This is a genomic window from Paenibacillus sp. YAE3 (genome assembly GCF_057546105.1).
Map to the genome: position 1 here is coordinate 1 of NZ_BAAIYF010000008.1, position 19,452 is coordinate 19,452.

20 protein-coding genes and 2 pseudogenes are annotated in these 19,452 nt (G+C 51.9%); 6 read left to right on the forward strand and 16 right to left on the reverse strand.

The features are described from left to right. Positions 1 to 546: 546 nt before the first annotated feature. The 8 genes and pseudogenes from AC27KL_RS16170 to AC27KL_RS16205 form a co-directional block, all read right to left on the reverse strand. Positions 547 to 726 (reverse strand): hypothetical protein, encoded by a 180-nt coding sequence (locus AC27KL_RS16170; RefSeq protein ID WP_339324212.1) that lies wholly within the window; start codon positions 724 to 726, stop codon positions 547 to 549. A gap of 166 nt (positions 727 to 892) precedes the next feature. Further along, positions 893 to 2,210, reverse strand: a pseudogene (locus AC27KL_RS16175) (IS3 family transposase). Between the two features lie 154 nt (positions 2,211 to 2,364). After that, positions 2,365 to 2,601 (reverse strand): annotated as a pseudogene (locus tag AC27KL_RS16180) (Rossmann-fold NAD(P)-binding domain-containing protein); the annotation flags it as partial. A gap of 177 nt (positions 2,602 to 2,778) precedes the next feature. Next, the gene (locus AC27KL_RS16185) at positions 2,779 to 3,441 is read right to left on the reverse strand and encodes a nitroreductase family protein (RefSeq protein ID WP_487170386.1); all 663 of its coding nucleotides are present in this window, start codon (positions 3,439 to 3,441) and stop codon (positions 2,779 to 2,781) included. 134 nt (positions 3,442 to 3,575) lie between these two features. Further along, on the reverse strand, positions 3,576 to 3,980 hold the full coding sequence (locus tag AC27KL_RS16190) for an RrF2 family transcriptional regulator (RefSeq protein WP_339324210.1): 405 nt from the start codon (positions 3,978 to 3,980) through the stop codon (positions 3,576 to 3,578). Positions 3,981 to 4,318: 338 nt separating this feature from the next. Continuing rightward, positions 4,319 to 4,918, reverse strand: coding sequence for a short chain dehydrogenase (locus AC27KL_RS16195; protein ID WP_339324209.1), 600 nt, complete (start codon positions 4,916 to 4,918; stop codon positions 4,319 to 4,321). An 88-nt stretch (positions 4,919 to 5,006) separates the two neighbouring features. Continuing rightward, complete coding sequence (locus AC27KL_RS16200) at positions 5,007 to 5,318, reverse strand: hypothetical protein (RefSeq protein WP_212946996.1); 312 nt, start codon at positions 5,316 to 5,318, stop codon at positions 5,007 to 5,009. A 237-nt stretch (positions 5,319 to 5,555) separates the two neighbouring features. Continuing rightward, positions 5,556 to 6,248, reverse strand: a complete 693-nt coding sequence (locus tag AC27KL_RS16205; RefSeq protein ID WP_212946998.1) for a TerC family protein — start codon at positions 6,246 to 6,248, stop codon at positions 5,556 to 5,558. 369 nt (positions 6,249 to 6,617) lie between these two features. On the opposite strand from AC27KL_RS16205, the gene AC27KL_RS16210 reads away from it, so the two are divergent. Both AC27KL_RS16210 and msrA read left to right on the forward strand, forming a co-directional pair. Next, positions 6,618 to 7,232, forward strand: coding sequence for a TVP38/TMEM64 family protein (locus AC27KL_RS16210; RefSeq protein WP_487170387.1), 615 nt, complete (start codon positions 6,618 to 6,620; stop codon positions 7,230 to 7,232). A 107-nt stretch (positions 7,233 to 7,339) separates the two neighbouring features. Further along, positions 7,340 to 8,308, forward strand: a complete 969-nt coding sequence (msrA, locus tag AC27KL_RS16215; protein ID WP_487170388.1) for a peptide-methionine (S)-S-oxide reductase MsrA — start codon at positions 7,340 to 7,342, stop codon at positions 8,306 to 8,308. A gap of 120 nt (positions 8,309 to 8,428) precedes the next feature. On the opposite strand, the gene AC27KL_RS16220 is transcribed toward msrA, so the two are convergent. Then, positions 8,429 to 8,884 (reverse strand): MarR family winged helix-turn-helix transcriptional regulator, encoded by a 456-nt coding sequence (locus AC27KL_RS16220; RefSeq protein WP_487170389.1) that lies wholly within the window; start codon positions 8,882 to 8,884, stop codon positions 8,429 to 8,431. Between the two features lie 112 nt (positions 8,885 to 8,996). Between AC27KL_RS16220 and AC27KL_RS16225 the strand changes: the two genes are divergently transcribed. Further along, positions 8,997 to 10,262: an FAD-dependent oxidoreductase gene (locus AC27KL_RS16225; protein ID WP_487170390.1), complete on the forward strand. Its 1,266-nt coding sequence runs from the start codon at positions 8,997 to 8,999 to the stop codon at positions 10,260 to 10,262. A gap of 168 nt (positions 10,263 to 10,430) precedes the next feature. Here the strand turns inward: AC27KL_RS16225 and AC27KL_RS16230 are convergent, their stop codons facing one another. Continuing rightward, complete coding sequence (locus AC27KL_RS16230) at positions 10,431 to 11,126, reverse strand: YitT family protein (protein ID WP_052146834.1); 696 nt, start codon at positions 11,124 to 11,126, stop codon at positions 10,431 to 10,433. Positions 11,127 to 11,605: 479 nt separating this feature from the next. Here AC27KL_RS16230 and hmpA point away from each other — a divergent pair, with 479 nt between their 5' ends. After that, positions 11,606 to 12,805, forward strand: a complete 1,200-nt coding sequence (hmpA, locus tag AC27KL_RS16235) for an NO-inducible flavohemoprotein (RefSeq protein WP_339324202.1) — start codon at positions 11,606 to 11,608, stop codon at positions 12,803 to 12,805. A gap of 50 nt (positions 12,806 to 12,855) precedes the next feature. Here the strand turns inward: hmpA and AC27KL_RS16240 are convergent, their stop codons facing one another. From AC27KL_RS16240 to AC27KL_RS16250, 3 genes are all read right to left on the reverse strand, one after another. Further along, a complete protein-coding gene (locus AC27KL_RS16240; RefSeq protein ID WP_339324201.1) occupies positions 12,856 to 13,224 on the reverse strand; it encodes a YuzC family spore coat inner layer protein in 369 nt (122 codons plus the stop codon). 94 nt (positions 13,225 to 13,318) lie between these two features. Next, positions 13,319 to 13,699 (reverse strand): VOC family protein, encoded by a 381-nt coding sequence (locus tag AC27KL_RS16245; RefSeq protein WP_212947011.1) that lies wholly within the window; start codon positions 13,697 to 13,699, stop codon positions 13,319 to 13,321. 3 nt (positions 13,700 to 13,702) lie between these two features. After that, positions 13,703 to 14,200, reverse strand: a complete 498-nt coding sequence (locus tag AC27KL_RS16250; protein ID WP_212947013.1) for a Crp/Fnr family transcriptional regulator — start codon at positions 14,198 to 14,200, stop codon at positions 13,703 to 13,705. A gap of 185 nt (positions 14,201 to 14,385) precedes the next feature. Between AC27KL_RS16250 and AC27KL_RS16255 the strand changes: the two genes are divergently transcribed. Further along, positions 14,386 to 14,769 carry a YhjD family protein gene (locus AC27KL_RS16255; RefSeq protein WP_487170391.1) on the forward strand — a complete coding sequence of 128 codons (384 nt, stop codon included), beginning with the start codon at positions 14,386 to 14,388 and terminating at the stop codon, positions 14,767 to 14,769. 240 nt (positions 14,770 to 15,009) lie between these two features. On the opposite strand, the gene AC27KL_RS16260 is transcribed toward AC27KL_RS16255, so the two are convergent. Continuing rightward, a complete protein-coding gene (locus AC27KL_RS16260; RefSeq protein ID WP_487170392.1) occupies positions 15,010 to 16,479 on the reverse strand; it encodes an MFS transporter in 1,470 nt (489 codons plus the stop codon). 147 nt (positions 16,480 to 16,626) lie between these two features. On the opposite strand from AC27KL_RS16260, the gene AC27KL_RS16265 reads away from it, so the two are divergent. Continuing rightward, positions 16,627 to 17,049, forward strand: coding sequence for a MarR family winged helix-turn-helix transcriptional regulator (locus AC27KL_RS16265; protein WP_036707713.1), 423 nt, complete (start codon positions 16,627 to 16,629; stop codon positions 17,047 to 17,049). A 68-nt stretch (positions 17,050 to 17,117) separates the two neighbouring features. Here AC27KL_RS16265 and AC27KL_RS16270 read toward each other — a convergent pair whose 3' ends face one another. Together AC27KL_RS16270 and AC27KL_RS16275 are read right to left on the reverse strand one after the other, a co-directional pair. Continuing rightward, a complete protein-coding gene (locus AC27KL_RS16270; RefSeq protein WP_487170393.1) occupies positions 17,118 to 18,035 on the reverse strand; it encodes a hypothetical protein in 918 nt (305 codons plus the stop codon). 17 nt (positions 18,036 to 18,052) lie between these two features. Then, positions 18,053 to 19,420 (reverse strand): nucleotide sugar dehydrogenase, encoded by a 1,368-nt coding sequence (locus AC27KL_RS16275; RefSeq protein ID WP_487170394.1) that lies wholly within the window; start codon positions 19,418 to 19,420, stop codon positions 18,053 to 18,055. Between the last annotated feature and the right edge of the window lie 32 nt (positions 19,421 to 19,452).

The following is a 19,452-nucleotide window of genomic DNA, read 5'->3' on the forward strand; positions in this document are numbered from 1 at the left end:
ACTTCCTCCATCCTTGAGGTTTTTGGGTTTGGTCACTTGAAAACTTCTCCAAGTTGGGGTGAAGTCCCTTTTTTATGTCCGAAAATCCTTACGGCTCAAGGCCTCAGATTACTGCAAAACGCTCAATAAAGTGAAAAACTATCGTCGCTTGGCGACTCGCTTTGATAAATTAGCAGACACTTTCAGGGCTTTTTTAACACTAGCCTCGATCATGGTGTGGCTTGCTTAGGTTTGCATACACGCCCTAGTGAAGACGATAGAACAAAATACATTTTCTTAAACATTATATTCTTCCATATTTCGGTAGTTTAGTTCTTTTTTGGGTTGGTCGACCATGGAAAATATACTATATACTAGTGTTAATTTATATATTTTCTATGAAAATATTTATATATTTATTTTGTGTTTTTCTGTAACTTATTTTAATTAGGAACGTTGTTTGTGACCTACTATACTTATAATTGGTATGTTATACATTGCGAACTAAGTGTGAATAAATAAAAATAGAAGGCCGATTTCTCAGCCTCCTAATCCGTGTTCAATGGTCTATACTGTAAAATGGTTATCTCCAAGGCCACCTCCAGCCTTTGCGCTTCCATGCGTTTCAAGACGGGATGTGATGTCTTGTAACTGCTCGCATGTTTCCTGCTGCTCTTTTCGAATCTCTTGAACCTTATCTGTGGCCTTCGCCACTTCGTTAACGTTCATGACCTGTTCACGGATCAACTTCATATCCTCATTTACCGCGTCGCGGTGTCCATTACGAAAGTAAACAACAATAGAGCATCTTTCAATGGGTCACCGGCTACATATTCACGCTTGCTCGTTAACTCAAAAAAAAGACGAACCCGGAGTAAACGGTACCCCTTGTAAAGGACATTCTTAAAAAAGCCTAAGCAGATTGAAGAAGATGATCTCTGTATTTAGCAGGGGTCATCTTTTTTAAGTTCCATTGGTATCTGTAGTGATTGTAATAGGCCATGTAGTCCTTAATTTCCCGTTTTAACTCATCCAAGGTCAAACAGGGTTCTTTATAATGGCCTAAAAAGGATTCCTGAGGGGCGTTATCCCAGCAGTTTCCCCGCCTGGACATGGATTGTTTCAATTTCATTTTCTTAACCATTTTTTGAAAATCCGGATGTGTATAATGAGATCCCTGATCAGAATGAATGAAGGCACCATCGGCCTTTTTAAAGCTTCTGTTTTTCTTAAGCTTAAGAAGGGTATCTGTCGCAAGGTCCATTGTGATTCGGTCTGATACATGATAGGCCAGAATTTCATTGGTTGAACTGTCCTTGATTGTTGGTAAATAGGCTTTCTTACTTGAACCGTAGAATAGATAGGTGATATCCGTCAGCAATACCTTACCAGGAACATTCTGCTTAAATTCCCGATTCAGCAGGTTAGGAACGACCCGGTGCTCATGAGTAGCTTTCATCATTCTCTTATAGGGATTTGCCTTCCTGAAAGGGCACAAAATGCCGTATTTTTTCATGATCCGCCTGATTCGTTTCAGATTGTAGACAATCTGAAACTGACCCTCTAGTGTCATCTTGATGGATCGAGCGCCTTTCTTGCGTCTTTTGAAATGATAAGCTTTTAAGATGATTTCTTTTACCTTTTCATCTTGCTGCTCACGCTCGCTTCTCTTTTGCTTTGCTGCGGAAGACCAGTACCTGTAATATCCACTTCTAGAAACCCCAGGCACCCTACATAAATAGTTGACCATACGGTGGAGTTGATATTTCTTGATGATGTCATAGATAAGGACATATTTCTGATTAGGTGAAAGTACTATCCTTTGTTCTGCCCCCTCTCCATGAAACGAATCTTTTTTAACAGTTCGTTCTCCGCTCTTAGCAAGGCATTCTGAGCCTCCAGCCTGGCATACTTCTCTTCCTGCGTCAGCTCCCGTTTAAGGGACCTTCCTGATGCTTGGCTTCTAGTATCCTGCAAACCTAAGATTCCGTTCTCCTGGTAGCTCGCACGCCATCTCTTTCTCGAGGATTCGACTCTTTGGATCCCGATAACGGTTACGTCAAAACACATTCCTCAAATATTTCTCTAGGAAGCTTACCCTTGTTATTTTCTGAGATAAATAACTGCTTAAATGCATCTGTATACGTAATTGCCTTAGAAGAAACAGACTTCACATAAGGATTATTTAATAACTGTTTGATTTCACTATCCGTGAATATTTTCTTGCTCATTTTTCAATTCCCCATCCCCATCTTTTTGCTTATAAACAAAAGTACCCTACCGAGAGACTTTTTTAAAGTGTCTTCTCGATAGGGTACAGTTTACATGGGATTCGGTCTCTTTGTTGCTCGAACGACGCATGCAAGCGTGATTAGCGGCTTTCGGTTAATACACTTTATAGGTTTGTCCGGTTTGCGCGCCCTCCACGCTTTTGCGGTACGCTTTCGCCGCCCTCGCCGCCGGCACCGGTTCAAAACCGGGAAAAAACGGGGCGTAGCTGTCCATCGATTCCTCCAGCACGTTCGGGCTTACGTCGTTGATCCGGATCCCGCGCGGAAGTTCGATGGCGGCGGCCTGCACGAACGCACGGACCGCGCCGCCGGCCACCGCGTATTCCGTTCCCGGTTCGGGAAATCTCCGAAGGAATACCGGATGGAAAGCCGCGAGCAGATTTGAAGGCGGATTCGACCGTTCAGAAGAAAAAGGACATTTTGCTCAAGCAGGAAAGCTCCCCGGCAATAGGCAGGGGAGCTTTATTTGCAAAGGCATTGGATTCCAATGGCTGATCGTTGTATTTGGTTATTCCTTAGGCATTTCGTTGAAGAAAGCGACGTCCTCAATCGGCAATCTTACCGTCGGGTGTCCGGGCTTCGCCGCCTTGCCGATGGCGATCAGCATAATAGGTGCGTATCTCTCCGGAATATCGAACGCTTCTACGAATTTAACATGGTCATAGCCGCCCATCGGGACCGTATCATACCCTTTAGCGCGAGCGACCAGCATAAGCTGCATGGATACCAATCCGGCGTCAATGGATATTTTTTGGCGAACCGTCTCCTGAGGCATGCTCTTAAACAGCCCTTGATAGCGCTCCACGAACGATTTAGCCGTCTCTGCAGGCATGTAACCCGCATCGACCGCCATGCCGTAAATTTTTTCGGCCAACTTATAGCCCTCCAAATCCCCAAGCACCGCAATGACGGCCGAAGCCTCGATCACTTGCTGCTGATCGTTGGCGATCGGAAGCAGTTTTTGCTTCAGCTCCTGCGAGTCGATGACGAGAAACCGCCACGGCTGCAGGTTGGCGGCCGAAGGAGCCAGCGTGGCTTGCTGCAGGATTTCGTTCATTTCCTCCCGCGAAATTTTGGCTTGGGGATCATAGCTGCGGACGGATCGCCGATCCTGAATAACGTTGAAAAACTCCTGCTGCTCTACCGTTTGGGTCGATTGTGAAACGGACATGCTTCTCTCCTCCTCATTTTTACTGTGCTCATTACAGGCACAGTATATCTCAAAATAAAATGCAGTCGAACTTTCCAACTGCAACTTTAATGACAACAGTATATAACGTTTCGGCTCACATTGCAATCCTTTTATTATTCTTGCATCAAATCGGCTAACGTATGCTGTTTAAGCAGTTCGACGGTCTGCTTCTGCACTTCTTCCATAATGGCTTCGAGCTTTTGCCGGCCCGGTGCGCAATCCTCTCGGACCTCTTGCTCGGAGCAATCCGATTGGACAGCCAAAAAAATATCCGCCAGCGTAATTTGATCCGGACGGCGCTTCAGATAGTATCCTCCGTTCCGCCCTTCCCTCGCTTCGACGATACCGGCATGCGTGAGCTGCGCCAATACCCTGCGGAGGAACGTCGCATGCGATTGGACATCGCAGGCAATGGCCGCGCTGGAAAGCATTCCTTCGCATTTGGCCAGCAAGATCAGGGCGTGCACGGCAGTGCCGAAACGCGGCGGACCGATCGGGGTGCTCCGGTTACATATCATATGAATCCCTCCTGTTTACAGTGTAGCACAAGTTCACAACATATTTTTTTTACCCTCAGATGCTTCGGTCTGCGAAGGTTCCACGCATCGTTTGCATGGGGATCCGCCTCCGCTTTTTGCGTAAACCGGCAGGGTTCTGTCTGCGGCTGCAGTACGTCCGAAGCGCAGGGACATGAAAGGCTGTTTCGGCATAAAATAGTGAAAAAAGCAATCTCCTCGGCCCTCGCCAAGCAGGGAGATTGCTTCTTCTTTGGAATGACTCCTTGGGTGTTCTATTCGCCCAGTCGATGAGTTTTATTATACCCGCTCAGTGGATTCGTTTCAAAACATGACCCTGATTAATACACCCTAAAGGTTTGTCCGGTTTGCGCGCCTTCGACGCTTTTGCGGTATGCTTTGGCGGCCCGTGCCGCCGGAACCGGTTCAAAACCCGGGAAAAACGGTCCGTAGCTGTCCATCGATTCTTCAAGCACGTTCGGGCTTACGTTGTTGATCCGGATCCCCCGCGGCAGCTCGATGGCGGCAGCCTGAACGAATGCCCGGACCGCTCCTCCCGCCATTGCCGAAGAAGCCCCGCCGACGATCGGGTCATCCATAATGATGCCGGTGGTCAGCGTAAAGCTGCCGCTGTCGTTCACGTAATCCTGCCCGAGCAGCACCAAGTTGATCTGCCCTTTCAGCTTGCTCAGAATGGCGATTTCGTTGCGTTCCGGCGTCAGCTCCTCCAAACGTCCGAAATATGCATCGCCCGCGGCGCAGATGACGGCATCGACGCGTCCGGTTTGTTCGTACATCGCCCGGATGCTTTGGGGCGAAGTGATGTCGACCGTCACGTCGCCCGCGCTCCGGCCGGCGGAAATGATCTCATGCTTCGGGGAAAGCTCATCGCAGATGGCCTTTCCCAGCGTGCCGTTTGCTCCCACAACAATGATTTTCATTTTTGCATCCCCCGCTTTTATCGATTATTCACAGTCCGCTTTTACCGATTTTAACATAGGCCCCTCTAGGCGGCGACGCCGCTTCGATTCATTTTCGCGGCGGTCGGTTCGAGATCGCCTCGGATACGACGAAAGCCAAATCCTCGTTGCCGAACAGCGATAACACGCCAAGGACGGTTTCGTCCGGGATGGGGCCGGCCTCCTCCTTCGGCACCGTCAGCTCCAGGACCCGCTTCAGCCGTTCATTGCTCTGCTGCTGCGGATAAGCTTTTCCGTACAGCTCTTCCGGATCGAGGCCTTCATTGACGCACCACTGCGCGAACACAAGGATCATCATATCCTCGTCCTGACGGTAGCTTTCCACGATGCCTTCTTCAACCTGTTTGCGGTATTCGTTCATTTTTTGCATTTCCCCTTCGTTTTTATCCAAGCCGCCAGGCCGTAAGCCTTTCGTTATCCTCCATGACGGCAAAAGCGGCGGGATTACCGGTCCTGCGCCTTTTGGACGCCCCTTGCGGTAACCCGCCGCTAAGCGGTAGTTTTACGCATGCGCAACGTCCTTCTTGCGATTTTAGCAAAACAAGGATCGTTACACATTATACCTTTTCGTTGAAAGAAACTGAACAGGAAAGACGATTCAGCTCATGCCGACCGCCCGGCCTTTGGCAGCCTCCGCTTTTTTCTTTTTCGACCAGAGTCCCAGCAGCACGACCGCGGCAACCACCACCAGCTCGAAACCGTACTTCAGCACCGCATTCGCGAAAAGATCGTGGACCAGCGGTTCTTCCACCAGCATTTTCGAAGCGGTCCAGGCGAGAATGGCCGACCCGATCGTGATGATCACCGGGAAACGTTCCGTCAGCTTCACGATCAGCGTGCTTCCCCACACCATGATCGGCACCGAAATGGCCAGACCGATAATGACGAGCAGGAAATCCCCGTGCGCGGCGCCGGCAACGGCCAGCACGTTGTCCAGCCCCATCATGGCGTCCGCGATGATGATCGTGCGAATCGCCGCCCACATCTGGTTGCCCGCCGAAATATCATGCTTTTTCTCGTCGATCAGGAGCTTATAAGCGATCCAGACGAGCGCCAGCCCGCCGACGAGCCGCAGGCCCGGGATCAAAAGCAATTGAACGACCAGCAGCGTGGCGATGACCCGGATGATGATCGCTCCGACCGTCCCCCACACGATCACTTTCTTTTGATCTTCTTTTCTAACGTTGCGCGCGGCAAGACCGATGACGATGGCATTGTCTCCGGCCAGCACCAGGTCAATGATGACGATGGACAGCAGCGCCGTCCAAAAAGCCATGGTTAACAATTCCATTTTCCTTCCACCTTTCTTTTTGTAGGGAAATGCCTTTCCCCGAATAAAATGATTGCTATGACTAGTCCGCCGCATGAAAAAAGCGCCCTTACCTTCATTAGGCAAACGGCGCTTTTTTTTCACCAAAAAAGACCTTTACCTAATGAAAATCAGGCAAAGGTCTCGCAAAACAACGTGATGTTGCCAATAAAGCCGGGGATCCTTATCCCGTAATGACGACTTTATTGCATGAGCTACTCCCCTTTGGGAACTATTCATTTGTTGAGATCATTATAGCAGACGGTTTGGAACATGGCTATAGTTTGTTTTATTTTTTCTTTCCACATTTGATATGATGGATGAAACGAATCCCTAAAAGCGAGGAAACCGATGAAAAAATGGCTGCTTGCCGCCCTGTACGCGGCGGTTCTTGTGATCGCCTTGATCTACCGGAGCGACATCGTAAATTACATGCAGCAGCACGGCTCCTTTCCTGTGCTCGTCTGCCTTTCGACCTTGGTCGCCCTGTTTCCGGTCATCCCTTACAAGCTTGTCATTGCCGCCCTCGGCTTTTCCTTCGGCACGTTCTGGGCGGCCGCCGTGAGCTGGCTCGGGACGATGATCGCAGGGAGCGTCATTTACGCGCTTTCGAGAACGGTGCTGCGCGAGCAGGCCAGGACATACCTGAACAAATTCGGCATGCTGCAGTCGTTCACCGCCTGGGTGGAATCCCATCCTTTCATGAGCGTGGCCGCCGGACGGCTGATACCGGTCCTTCCCCAAATGGCCGTAAACGTGTTCGCGGGCGTCGCCTCGATTCCTTTTTGGACGTATACGGCCGCTTCCGGCCTCGGCAAACTTCCCGGCATTTTGGTTTATGCGTTCCTGGGCGGCCAGGGGGCCAAACACCCGCTCGCCTCCGTCCTCGTGTTCGCGGGTTACGTGCTGCTGCTTGGACTGATGCTGCTCCTTTACCGCAAACGCAAAAAGCTCCCGTCCGCTTAAAGGGGGGTCCTTGGTTTTCGTGCGCCATATCGGATATAATCATTGTATAAGGTTATTGTTTCAATACCATTGGATTTACGAAAAACAGATGAAAGCGGAGTGATATCATGAGCGAAATACAAGCGGCACATCAGGAAAAAGCGACCTTCGCAGGCGGATGCTTTTGGTGCATGGTAGCCCCGTTTGAAGATCTGCCCGGCATCGTCGAGGTTGTATCGGGTTATACGGGCGGACATAAAGAGAACCCTACCTATGAGGAGGTATGCTCGGATACGACGGGACATGTCGAGGCGGTGCAGATTACGTACAACCCGGACATTTTCCCTTACGAAAAACTGCTGGAGCTGTATTGGCAGCAAATCGACCCTACCGATGCGGGCGGCCAATTCCATGACCGCGGGCAATCTTACCAAACGGCGATTTTTTATCATACGGAGGAGCAGCGCCAGCTGGCCGAGGCGTCCAAAGCGGACTTAGCGGCAAGCGGACGCTTCGACAAACCGATCGTGACGCCGATCCTGCCGGCCAAACCGTTTTATGCGGCCGAGGAATACCATCAAAATTACCACAAAAAGAACCCGGGACATTACAAACGTTACCGCAAAGGCTCCGGGCGGGAAGACTTTTTGGAAAAGGTATGGGCCCCGAAAACAGACAAAACCGAATTGAAGCAGCGCCTGACGCCGCTGCAATACGAAGTAACGCAAAACAACGCGACCGAACCCCCGTTCCAAAACGAGTTTTGGGATCACCACGGCGAAGGCATTTATGTCGACATCGTATCCGGTGAGCCGCTGTTCAGCTCGCGGGACAAATACGATTCCGGCTGCGGCTGGCCGAGCTTCACGCGCCCGATCCGCGATTACAGCATCAAGGAAAAGCTCGACCTGAGCCATATGATGGTTCGCACCGAGGTCCGCAGCAAAAGCTCCGATTCGCATCTCGGTCACGTATTCGACGACGGTCCGGGCCCCGAAGGCCTGCGCTACTGCATCAACTCCGCGGCGCTGCGCTTTGTTCCGAAGGAAGAACTCGAGGAGCAGGGTTACGGGGAGTATAAGGTATTGTTTGAATAAATCTCATGCATGGATAGGGTAGGACGGCACATGCCTCTCCCTATCCATTTTTTATGAAAGCCCTACTTTTGATTATCCCTCAATCATTCTTCCCGACTTCCGGCATAAGGCACCTGCACATCATTTATTCATTTTTTTCGTGAAATCCTTCAACAAGAAATTGCATTGTCTGATAAAATCGAGAATGTTTTCAAGTTCCGCATCATCGTATCTCGATAACATTTGATCCAAATCTTTTCCGAAGGACTCAAAGAGCGGAACAATATCTTTTGCCGCCTTCTCCTGGTCGATGCAAATAACGACACGTCTTTTGTCTTGGGGATCTTGTACTCGGGAGACGTATCCTGCCTGCTCCAGTCTGTTCAATACCCCTGTGACGGCACCCGTCGTCAATCCGGTCAAAGCGGAAAGCTGCCCCGCAGTGAGGGGCTGGTTTTTCAATATGACGTCCAAGCATTTGTGATCGGTGGAATTCAGCCCCAGTTTCGCGGCAATGGCCTCATGAAACAGGATCGTTGCCGTACTGTTATTGCGTAGTTCTTCCGAAAGAATATGTATGATTTGCTTTCTTGACATTCGTATCATCCTCCGTTTAATATTATCTTATCTCATGAGATAAAATAAATAATTCAATACTATTTTAGCATTCATTTGCTGAAAAGCAAAATGAAAAAGGGGATGTACGAACATGTCCAAAATTTCAGTAGCCATCGCCGGCGCTGGCGTAAGCGGATTGTGCTTGGCCCATTCATTGCTTCGAGCCGGGTTCGACGTGCAGATTTATGAACGTGATCCGGCGCCGCATGCCCGCCGCCAAGGATACCGGATCACTCTTGACGAACACGGAATCGCGGGACTTCAGCGCTGCCTGCCTCCTCATTTATTCCAGCTGTTTCTCGCGACCACTTCGCCTACCGACGAAATTGGTTACATGCGGATAACCAATCAGAGTCTTGGCGAGGTATTCAGTTTCGCTTTTCAAAGTGATCCGAGCGGCACTGATTTGCGAACACCGCGGCAAGCCGATCGCCAAACGCTTCGAACCATTATGCTCGAAGGGCTTCGGGATCGGGTGCACTTCGGCAAAGCGGCGGTCCGTGCCGAGACGACATCCGATGGCGCAACGCTTCACTTTTCGGACGGAAGCCGTGTCCATGCTTCGCTCGTGGTCGGTGCCGATGGCGTAAATTCAGCTTTGCGCAAATCCTATTTGCCTGACTGCGAGCCGGAGGATACCGATCGTTGGGCGATTTATGGCCGCACGCTGCTTTTCCAAAACGGCCGCTCGATTATTCCCCGCCCGCTGAAAACCAGCGGAGTATTTGCCATCGGCCCCTCGAGTCGCGGCTTCTTCTTTACCTCGATGAACTTCCGCGAGTCTCCGCAGACTGCTTTTCTACGCTTTGGAATCGATCAAATACCGCCAATTACCGACGATTATGTGATGTGGGCACTTCTCTTGCCAAAAGAGCAATTTCCGGAACCTCAAGGAAAACCTCGCTCGGAGATGCTGCAACAACTTGCATTGAAGGCTGCCCAAGACTTTCACCCCGTGCTGCGCCGTTTCGTGGAGCAATCCGACCTCGATTACACCATGGCGGTAAACATTAAAGCGGCAAAAAAGCCGGCTGCGTGGCCGGTCTCGCGAATCGCCTTTATGGGAGACGCGGTACATGTCATGCCCCCCACTGGATCGCACGGAGGCAACACCGCTTTGCGCGATGCGGCCCTACTCGCCGAAAAGCTTGAAACGGCCGCAATCGAAGGCACGCCGCTTGAGAAGGCCGTCGCTTCTTATCAAGAGGAGATGAGCAAGTATGCATTTCGTGAAGTAGAAGCATCCAAGACGATGATGAAACGATTTGCCATAAAGAATCCCCTAATGAATTGGGTCATGTTGCGTGCGATACCACGAATTCGTTCATGGTCAAACAAATCACTGACAGCAGAATGATTCCATCACCGGGCCCCGAGCTGGCCAACCTATGACTCCAGCGGGCACAACTCTTTCCAGCCGAATGTCGATCGGCATCAGGGAAAGAGTTTTTGCCCGTTGATCACCGTTTCGTTTAGAAAACACAAAAAACCGCCCGATCCTTGTTCAGAATCGGACGGTTATCCGTTAATGAGCACTCCGCACCGCATGAACGGGCTTGGTTGCTTTTTTGGGCGTTGCAGCAGCCGGTTCGGGAACGACGGGATCGACCGTTTTTCCCTTGCGGAACGAAACCGTCAGCGTGATCGTCTGCCCGGCGATGCCTACCGCCAAAATCGTAAACAGCGTTTCCTTCAGCGGCATGTAAAACAGGGACAGCAGCAATACGGCGGCATCCAATAGAATAAATACGGTACCTACCTTAAGCCCGCTCCAGCGGCTAATGAGCAGCGACAAAATATCATCTCCGCCGGTAGCTCCCCCAAATCGGAGAACCAGTCCTGTGGCAAACCCCGTGACCAGTCCGGACAACAGCGCCGCCAGCAGCAGATTATCGCGCAGGTCGATGACCAGCGTCGAATAACGTTCGAAAAGTTCGTAAAAAATAGAAAATGATAACGTCGCAAGCAGCGTGTTCATGACGAACTTGCGGCCTTTCAAAAACATGGCGATTAAAATGACCGGGATGTCCAGCAGCAGCGTGCTCAGCGCCGGATTGACCCCAAGCACGTATTTGCCGAGCAAGGACAAGCCGACAAATCCGCCCTCCGATAGATGATTTTGAAAATTGATGTGAAAATACGCAAAAGCCAGCAAAAAAGTTCCGAAAAGCATCATTGCAATGGATGAAAACTTAGAAATCAAATGGTCTTTCTTTCTCATACAGGTTCCCTCTTATCGTCGTAGGTTAGTCAGGAGTCTGGCAAACCTCTGCGATAAGTACGGGACCTGCGGGACTTGGTCCTTCGCATGTGAAGTTCCTTCTTTCGCAGAGTTTGTCATTCGTCCTTGGTTGTCCAGGTGACTTTTCTCTACGAAAGGGAGCTACGTGTAAGAGAGATCATAACGTTTCCAAATCGTCCTTTGGGGATGGTTCCTTCGGGGACACATGGTATCCTGATCCTTTCTTTTTTTGTTTGGTTACATATTTATTATAACACATTTCGGACCGTTGCTAAACAGCCGGGTAAGTAAATTGTTCGAAATTTCCATATAACTTCCACCTTTTCCTCCTTTTTCTCTTGTTCCGATGTTCACACATTGTCAATGTTTGATGTGACCAGAATCACAATTAGCCTGTTTCGCCTTTCCTATACTTAAGAAGAAAGCACGACACATAATCAAGAAAAGAGGAATTCGTTATGCTGACGAAACAAACCATCGACATCATCAAATCGACCGTTCCGGTCTTGGAAGTGCACGGAAAAGCCATCACAACCGCCTTTTACCAACTGCTGTTCGAAAACCATCCCGAACTGCTCAACATATTCAACCACGCGAACCAGCGGGAAGGAAAACAGCAAACGGCGCTGGCCAACGCCGTGTATGCGGCCGCGGCGCATATCGACCATTTGGAAGACATCCTGCCTGCCGTAAAACAGATCGCGCAAAAACACCGGGCGCTCAACGTAAAACCCGAGCATTACCCGATCGTCGGAGAAAACTTGCTGGCAGCCATCAAAAAGGTGCTGGGCGATGCGGCCACGCCTGAGATCATGAATGCTTGGGCCGAAGCGTACGGCGTCATCGCCGATGCCTTTATCGGCGTCGAAGCCGAAATGTACCGCGAGGCCGAAAACGCTCCTGGCGGCTGGGCCGGATTCCGTCCGTTCGTCGTCGAACGCAGAGTGAAGGAAAGCGACGTCATCACTTCCTTCTATTTGAAGCCGCAGGACGGCGGGGCGATTTCCGGCTATCTTCCCGGACAATACATTACCGTGCGCGTGAAGCCTGAACATCAACCTTACGCGCAAATCCGCCATTACAGCCTGTCCGCCGCTCCGGGCGGAGACGCGTACCGGATTTCGGTGAAACGGGAAGGCGGAGCGCCGGGAAAACCCGAAGGCGTTGTTTCCACTTACCTGCATGATCAAGTGAAGGAAGGCGACGTGCTCGAAATCAGCGCGCCTGCAGGCACGTTTACGCTGGATATGACCCAGACGATCCCGCTTGTGCTGATCAGCGGCGGCGTCGGCCTGACCCCGATGGTCAGCATGCTGGAGACGGTTCTGAAAGAGCAGCCTGAACGAAAAGTAACGTTCATTCATGCGGCCATCAACGAAAGCTTCCACGCCATGAGGGAACATATCGAGCAGCTGGATGCTTCGCACGGCAACCTGAAATCCTACATTTGCTACGAAAAACCGCTTGGCCAGGGCTTCTGCCACAAAACCGGATACATCGACCTGCCTTGGCTTCAGGAAATCGTATCGCAAGATTCGGACTTCTATTTCTGCGGACCGGTTCCGTTCATGAGCGCGGTGAACAAGGCGCTGAAAGAGTGGAGCGTACCGGAAGAACGGATCCACTACGAATTTTTCGGCCCGGCCGGCACGCTGTAAAACGAAAAGGGATATTTGCTCCTCTAAGAGGGCAAATATCCCTTTCTTTTTTAGCCTTCTCCCCATTTCAAAAATACAGCTAATTTGCAGCAGGCGGTCGGCTGGGGCGAACCGAGCGTAATGCCGATCCCGCTCGGGGAAAAATCGGTCTGCACGGGGTTCGACGCGCCGATCGATTTCATCAGCCGGTCGACCTCCTGCTTATTTCCCGTTTGGGCGGCCCTCATGACCTGAACCGCAAAGGAATGTTCGGACAGCTTGTTCAAGACCTTGTAACCGTCCTCCATCAGCCCGTAGGTGTGTTGCAGGGACCGGTTCAAAATTTCCGTTTGGACCTGCGGATATTCGCGGGCCCAGACGCGGGCCGGTCGGGGATACGGATAAGGCGCATACCATGCCCGATACGGGGGGTAACCCATAGGAGCGATCTCCTTTCTGCACATCCGGTTACCCCAGTATATGTGCCCGGTTCGGATTTTGTGAGGTCCCTCAAACGTCAGGCGTCTTCATCCTTTAGCACGCAAACTCCACCTTGATCCGGTCCGGATCTTCGAAAAAAACCGCGTAATGCTCCGGCCCCCCTGCGTAGGGATAACGGTCCTCGTACAGCAGCTTGACGCCCTTTTGTTTCAGCAAAGAAGCCATCTCGTCGACCTCGGCGCGGGATTCCGCATGAAAAGCCAGATGGTTGAGCCCTGTCGCTTTTCTGTGGTACGGGGCGTCCAAAAACCGCTCCTCCGTTTGCACGAATACGAGATACGTTTTCCCGTGCTTGAAGCTGAACCCCTGATCCCAATCCTGATAAAGCTCGTAACCGAGCCGCGTCAAAAACCATTCCCAAAATTCCCGGCTCCGCCCCAACTCCGATACATTGATCTCCACGTGATGCAGCATCCGCTAATGCCCCCTTAACAAACGGTTGATCGTCTCCCGCCGAACCCCGATCAGCTGCCCGATTTCCTCCTGCGTCAGCAGGTCGGTGAAATGCACGCCGTGCGAATAATCGTTCAGCCATTCGGTCAAAAGCGCCAGCCGCTCCGCCGGCGTCCCTACCGTCAGGTGGTCCAGCCTTTTTTGCATGAACCGCACTTTTTCCTGAAGCAGCAGCGCGATTTCCAGCGCTTTTTCCGGATGCTCCCGCAATTCGCGGTACCAATCCTCCGCTACAATCCGCTCTACCTCGCTGTCCATAAGGGCAATGGCCGATCCGTGGGTTTCTTTCGGGGTAATGAGGGAATGATGCGGCACCGTTTCCCCGGGATACAAGATGTTAAAAAGCACCATGTTCCCGTTTTTGTGCAGGCGCGTCACTTTAAAAAGCCCGCTTTTGATATGGTACAAATATTCGCCGCTGTCCCCCTGATGGAATAATACTTCCCCTTTATGCAAAATCATAAGATGACATCCTCCCCGGTTTCGTAATGGATAGCTTCTGGCCCGGACTGCCAATGGGTAATATTATACCAAAAAAAATCCGGCCTCATTTCAAACATTTGGTTGTTGCCGGAATGCATCCTTTTCGCGTAACATGAATATAAATAGAACATGCGTTCCTATTCGTGATGCAAGGAAGTGCTCTCATGAAAGCATCCGCTCTCCCCCCCGTGCCGGACGAAGAAGATACGGTACTTGTCAAAAGCTACATGCTGCACGTCGTTTTGCTGGATGTGCTGGAACGGGACATCCGGACGCTGAAGACGCTCGCCCTTAAGCTGCCGGAGGTGTATATCCGCGGTTTGTCGGGCGTTCAGCAAAAAGCGGTGCGACGGCTGGCGGAGATCCGCAAGGCGATGCGGGCCCGCGGCATTCGGGTATACGAGGAAACCCGGAACGAAAAAGGAATGGAAGCCCTCTACTTGTGCCGGGGATACCAGCGGCGCTTTTTTATGCTGTGGTCTTACGTCAAAGCGGAAACGGCTTGCGAGCTATGCGTTTATTTGGGGATCGGCCCCGAGCCAGGATGACGGCAGGATCATCCTCCGGAAATTACGGCTTCGGAGCCGGACAGGCCAACCGGTTTCTCGACCGCCGAGGGGAAAAGATTTGTTCAGGCGAAAGAAAAAAAGCTCCTGCAACCGCAGGGGCTTTTAAGTTAATCCGGTGGAACTCGACCCATTTAGCATAAGCTGCACGCAAGTTCCGCAGGACGCCCGTTCCAGCCGCGTCAGCGTCCCGAAATCCGCGTCGGAAGCACCGCTTCCGATTTAATGCTTGGAAGCCGGTTGTTCCGCCTGTTTAGCCGTTTTCGCCTGGAGCATTCGCCAGCCGGTCAATACGGCGGCAACGAGACAAATACTAGCTGAAGTGATAAACACGGCGTGCATTCCGCGGAGGAAAATGTCCGGACGCCCGGGAACAAGCCCGGTCACGCGATGCCCGGCCTTGGCGCTCATGACATGGAACAATATCGTCGTCGCTACCGTAATGCCGACGACCATCCCCACGTTCCGGACCAGGGAGTTGACGCTCCCTGCAGAGCCGAGCTGGGTGCGCGGCACCTGGGACATGATCAGGGAATTGTTTGGCGATTGGAACAAACCGCTGCCGATGCCAAGCATGGCGATCCAAACGCCGACAATGACAAGCGAGCTGCCTTCGTGAAGCCAGGCGAGCCCGAACTGGGCCGCGACCATAACGACCAGACCGGCAAAGGTCAGCAGCTCGGAGCCGATTTTGTCGGATAAGGCGCCGCTGAGAGGCGCCACGATCACCATGCATATCGGGAACAACATCATCATGAAACCCGCCGAAGAAGGCGATAGATTCAGCATGTTCTGGGTATAAAACGGCGCGATGATATTAAAACAGAAATTCGCCGTAAATACGAGGAATCCGCATAAAATGCTGACCGAGAACAGCGGATTTTTGAACAACGACAGATCCACCAGCCCGTTCTGGCGATTCAGCTCGGCCCGTATAAACCACACCAATGCGATCAGCGCGGCTGCAAGCAAAACGATGATCCACAAATTGCCGTACCCCGCCTGTTGCCCGAGCAAAAGGCCTGCAAACAGCGTGATAATAAACACGGCGAACAACGAGCTGCCGGGTGCGTCGATTTTCGCTTTGACCCGGATCAAATCGGCCGGAAGCACCTTCCATCCCATCCCGATCGCGATGAGCCCGACCGGCACGTTCACCCAAAAAATATATTCCCAGCCTAAAGAGGAAATGATAATGCCCCCGAGGCTTGGTCCCGCAATGCTTCCGAGGGACACGAAGGTACCGATGAGTCCGAGCGCCCTGCCCCGCTCCTTCGCCGGAAAAATATCGGTCAGTATGCCTTGGCTGTTCGCCATCGTCATGGAAGCGCCCAAAGCCTGAACGACCCGTGAAATAATCAGTAACGGCAGCGTATGGCTCAGTCCGCATAACAACGACCCGACGATAAATATGATCGTTCCGATTTTAAATATACGGATTTTGCCGGCGATATCCCCCAGTTTTCCGAAAAAGAGGATGAAGCAGCAAATCGCCATCAGGTAACCCGTCGTTACCCATTCGATCTGGGCGATCGGCAGACCCATCTCCTTCGAGAGGACGGGCAGCGCAATGTTCACGATGCTCCCGTCCAGCGTGGACATAAAAGTAAACAAATTAAGAACAATAAGGATGATCCAGCGTCTCTTCTGGATGTTCGCATCCTCTTGGTACGTACGTTCCAATGAACCCATATGCGCCCTCCTGGTCGTCATCTGCGCCAATTAATTGCGCACGCAACTAATTGACAGTAACAGTGTACCCCATATTAGTTGCGTGCGCAACAGGTTTTTGATACACTAACTTTCAGGAATGGATCTCATCAGGAAGAGGTGCCGCTTATGAAAGAACCGATCGGCAAGCTAATTTCATACCTTTACCGGCAAAACCAGAAAAGGCTTGCCAAGGAGCTGGCTCCGTACGGCATCGGCAGCGGCGGGCAGCACAGCTTCCTCAAGTCGATTCTGCATCATCCCGGCATCACCCAGGACCAGCTGACCCATCAGCTGAAATTCGATAAAGCCACGACGGCCCGGTCCATCAAGCAATTGGAACAGTCCGGATATATTACGCGCCAGCCCGATCCTAAAGACCGGCGCTCGCATTTCCTGTTCCCGACAGCCAAAGCGAAGGAGCTGCTGCCCGTGCTCCAATCCATTTTGGATGAACACAACCGGAAGATCGCCTATCATCTGACCCCGGAAGAAGAAGATCAGCTCGTCCATCTTCTGCAAAAAATAAGCCGGGAGCATCCCGACGAATAAACGCAACATGCAAAAAAGCGTATCCTATGGACATGCCATAGAATACGCTTTTTCCTGTTGTCCTGATGTCAATTGCCCATGCTGCTGCCCGGCTCCCGCTTCGGGTTCGCCGCGGCGATTTTTTCGATCCAAGCTTCGTAGTGATGAATGGCCAGTCCCGCAAACGAGGTATGGACTTCGCTGAGACGGTAGGCGTTTTTCATTTCTTCCTCCATGACCGTCACCGGCTTCCGGAAAAAACTTACGTGATCCCCTTCTTTCGTCTCCCCCAGCTCCATGCCGATCCAGACGGATTTCCCGAGCCTGTCGGCCTCGTTCAGCATCCCGCGGGAAAGATCCACCATTTGGGTGCCGCTGTCGCGGTAGGACATCACGGCCAAGGCGTCAAAACGCTCCAGCATCCACCGGCTTAACCCCCTGCCGTCCTCCGTCTCGATTTTCCCAAGCCAAAACGGCACCGCCGCGCTCATGTAAAGCCCGCCTTCGCGTGCTTTGTCCGTCCATTCCTGCATGTTTCGGCTCCACTCTTCCACTACGCCGGACTGATCCCGCTCCCAGCGCTTCAGTTGATACGGCTCCACGTCGAATTGAATGCCCGCAAACCGTTCTTCCGCCGGAGCATGGCGGTTGTAGTCGAGAACCCAGTCAATGAATTTTTCCGCTTCCCCGCCCTGCTTTTCGTAGGCCCACTCCGGCCTGCCGTCCAAGGCATGCACCGAAATATCGGCCTCGCGGGCAGCGGCGATAAAACGGCCGTACCGCTCATCCTCCACGTTTTTTTGGATCTGCAAAAAGATCACGCCGACTCCCTGCTCCCGGCAGAAGTCCAGGATCGGCTCCGGATGTTCGATCAATGACGCGTCCCACAACCAGGTTGCTTTTTGTTCTTCCATCGCTGACGATGTAAACAGGAAGGGCAGGAGCAGCAAGAAGCAGACGACCAGGACGATCCGAGGTTTCGCTTTTGCATGGAACTGTTCTCCCATCCTTCCCTCCTTTGTCATTACCCGATCAAAGCCATATCCGGCTCTTGGACATGCTGGACGGAATGTCCGATTTTGTAGATATGAGGTTCGCTGAAGTTTTTGAACGCGTTGCGGGTATCGAGAATCGGCACGCCCAGGGACGCGATGTCGCCGTAATTCAAGCCGCTGTGGTTCGTGATCAGCACGATGCAGTCATAACTTTTGAATTTCTCGAGATCGTACGCGACGCTCTGGACCGTCTCTCCGTGCTTGTCGCGGAAGCTGGTCGCAAACGGATCGTAATATTCGACGTTGGCCCCGCTTTCCTTGTACAGCTCGTACACCTCGAGTCCCGGCGATTCGCGCAGGTCGCTGATGTCCGGCTTGTAGGCCATGCCGAGCACCAGGATGTTCGATTTTTTGATCGACTTGGCGTATTCGTTCAGGATGGTCGACGTTTTGCTGATAACGTAATACGGCATGTTGTCGTTCGTGGATTGCGCCAGCTCGATGAATTTGCTGTAGAACCGGAAGCCTTTCGCTTTCCAGGACAGGTACATCGGATCCAGCGGGATGCAGTGGCCGCCGATGCCCGGACCCGGATAAAACGGCATGAATCCGAACGGCTTGGTCGCGGCCGCGTCGATGACTTCCCAGATGTCGATGCCCATCCGGTCGCACATCATCGCCATTTCGTTGATAAACGCGATGTTGACGCTGCGGAAGGTGTTTTCGAGCAGCTTGGACATCTCCGCCACTTTCGGCGTTGAGACCGGCACGACCTGCTGCACGTATTTGGAATACAGGGCGGTGCCGAGCTTCAGGCAGGCCTCGGTCGTTCCGCCGATGACTTTTGGCGTATTAAACGTGTTAAAGCGCGTATTGGACGGATCGACGCGTTCCGGCGAGAAGCAGAGGAAAAAGTCCTCGCCCACGCGATAGCCGAGAGCTTCGATTTCGTATTGGATCAGCTCTTCGGTCGTTCCCGGGTAGGTCGTGCTTTCCAGCGTAATCAGCAATCCTTTTTTCATATGCAGCTTGATCTGGTCGACCACGCTCGTAATGTAGGACGTATCCGGATCCTGATTTTCGCTGAGCGGCGTCGGAACGCAAATGCTGAGCGCATCGATCACCGTGATCATGCTGTAATCGGTCGTCGGCTTGAAGCGGCCGCTGGCGACGCATGCCTTCAAATCTTCCGAGGAGATGTCGGTAATGTAGGATTCCCCGTGGTAGATCTTTTCGATTTTGGACGGGTCGACGTCGATGCCGATGACCGTAAACCCTTGCTTGACCATTTCGACGGCGAGCGGAAGCCCGACATAACCCAGACCGACGACGCCAAGCACGGCCTTTTTGTTTTCGATCGCGTTCAACAGTTGCTCATATTCCTGATTCACTAGCATTCAACCTCCATATGATGTAATTTTCGTCATGC